Below are 2,173 nucleotides of genomic sequence, written 5' to 3'. Positions count from 1 at the left end.
AATATGAAGTTTCGTAGAGTGATCTTTTCTCATCTAGATGCCTCGATCTGAGCCAAATTGGTCTCCCCGGTACGATTGAGAAAGCGTACTTCATGCTCAAGTATGATTTGGTATTTGTCCCATACTGTATGCTTCACTAAAGAAGCAAGCGCGACAATGTCATCAGCACTACAATTATCTATGTTGGTCAAAACCAAAGCTTGCATAGGGTTGACCTGCGCACCGTGTACAGACTTCCCTTTTAATCCACACTGATCAATAAGCCAACCAGCAGCAATTTTCATTCCTCCTGAAGCTGGGTAGGCCACTACGTTAGGGTATTTTTTTGTTAGTCGATCATAGTGATCTTCTGTGATCACTGGGTTTTTAAAGAAACTACCTGCGTTACCTATCTTGGTTGGATCTGGCAGTTTTGCCTTTCGCACTTGGCATACTCGTTCGAAGATAGAAGCAGGGCTGAGTTGTTCTTCTGGGATACTTTGTAAAGGACCGTACTGGTTAATCGGCTGCCATTGCTTCGCCAACTTAAGCCCTAATGCGGTGATAAAGCACTTTCCGTGCAACGCATGTTTAAATATGGAATCCCTATAGGCAAACTCACAGTCTTGGGCGTGCATTCTTTTGTTTTCAAACGTAGTTAGGTCAAGAACATCTACATAATCACAGATGTCTTTTAGCTCTAGGCCATACGCACCAATGTTCTGAATAGGAGCCGAGCCAGCACAACCCGGAATCAAAGCTAAGTTCTCGATCCCACCGATCCCCTGATTCACACACCAGGAAACCAATTCAGGCCAATCTTCACCACCGGCAATATGTAATAGGTAGTGCTCATCCGTTTCCGTGACTTCTTTACCCATGATTCGATTAACAATCACTAATCCCTCAAAATGTTCTGTAAAAAGAACATTACTTCCTTTACCTAAAAAAAGTTTCGGTAAATGGGTGAATCTTGGGTTTTGAAATAGCTCAATAACATCTTCGAGCGACTCAACGATAGCTAAATAGGAACACGATTGTTCAATTCCAAAAGTATGGTAAGCCTTTAGGCTCGCATTTGTTTTAATTTGCATAGTAGGTTTGCAACACCAGATAAGATTCTCTTAAACTGTCGACATTCTACATTAGTTATCTTTTAACCGCAGTGACAATACCAGACTCATTAATCATAGAAGTGTTAAATCCCATCAAGCTCCCCCTCATTAAGAAACTATACAAAGCGTATTACCCTGCGGGTCGAGCCAAAAAGGATGAATTGATCATTACAGCAAGCCATAAGGGTGAAATCATTGCGTTACTACGTTTAAAAGGTGTAGATAAAGTTCGTCTGTTGACAGGAATGTTGGTCATTCCGAAAGTTAGGGGAACAGGGATTGGAAAAAAACTACTAACCCATTGTAAAAACAATGTTTTCACTGATGGCGATTATTGCTTCGCGTTTACACATCTCGAATCCTATTATTCCAAGCATGGATTCACAACAATTGATTGCTCTGAGCTACCACACCCGCTAAAAATGGCATTTCAACGTTACGTAGATAGCGGTAAAGATCTCATTCCAATGCAATTCATCTCTTCAACGACATCAAAACGCGTGCTTTTGTAGCCAGGTAAATCATATCTTTGATAAAATGGCAGGTTCGCAATATTGCACTAAACTAAGGTACTCATACCGATATGATAGTAAGTAGGAATCCATTCGAACAGTTGCCAAGTCTCGCTGTCAATCCGGAAGACTTTGATGTTCTGTATTCAGCAGAATCATTCAGAACCCGTCTTTTAGATGCTATCAGCAAAGCAACGTCGCGAATTTACCTAGTCGCTCTATATCTGGAAGATGATGAAGCTGGACGTGAAATTCTCACTGCGCTTTATGAAGCGAAACAGCGCAATCCTGGGTTGGACATCAATATCTGTGTCGACTGGCATCGAGCGCAGCGTGGCCTGATTGGTGCGGAGACATCTGAGGGTAATTCAGCGCTTTACAAAGCATATGCCAGTAAGTACCAGCACCCAATCCCTGTCTATGGCATACCAGTGCGTGGCAGAGAAGTTTTTGGGGTACTGCATTTAAAAGGCTTCATTGTCGATGATACTGTTATCTACAGTGGGGCGAGCTTAAATAACGTTTATCTCCATTATCATGAACGTTATCGATTTGATCGTTACCATG

3 protein-coding genes are annotated in these 2,173 nt (G+C 42.0%); 2 read left to right on the top strand and 1 reads right to left on the bottom strand.

Going from position 1 to position 2,173, the window contains the following annotated elements; all coding sequences use genetic code 11:
• Nucleotides 1-29 precede the first annotated feature (29 nt).
• A complete protein-coding gene (murB, locus tag IQR33_RS24210; protein ID WP_132937404.1) occupies nt 30-1,073 on the bottom strand; it encodes a UDP-N-acetylmuramate dehydrogenase in 1,044 nt (347 codons plus the stop codon).
• 101 nt (nt 1,074-1,174) lie between these two features.
• On the opposite strand from murB, the gene IQR33_RS24205 reads away from it, so the two are divergent.
• Together IQR33_RS24205 and IQR33_RS24200 are read left to right on the top strand one after the other, a co-directional pair.
• The gene (locus IQR33_RS24205) at nt 1,175-1,606 is read left to right on the top strand and encodes a GNAT family N-acetyltransferase (protein WP_017633746.1); all 432 of its coding nucleotides are present in this window, start codon (nt 1,175-1,177) and stop codon (nt 1,604-1,606) included.
• Nucleotides 1,607-1,677: 71 nt separating this feature from the next.
• The coding region (locus tag IQR33_RS24200) for a phospholipase D-like domain-containing protein (RefSeq protein WP_228014112.1) at nt 1,678-2,173 on the top strand (496 nt) is incomplete at its 3' end.

This window comes from Vibrio sp. OPT46, assembly GCF_015163535.1.
In the GTDB taxonomy this organism is placed as follows: Bacteria; Pseudomonadota; Gammaproteobacteria; order Enterobacterales; family Vibrionaceae; genus Vibrio; species Vibrio alginolyticus.
Note: the sequence above shows the minus strand (reverse complement) of the source record. Positions and strands in the feature narration are given on the sequence as shown.

Excerpts from the sequence above, each read along its gene's own strand:
- murB (WP_132937404.1), bottom strand. The coding sequence starts at position 1,073 with ATGCAAATTAAAACAAATGCGAGCCTAAAGGCTTACCATACTTTTGGA.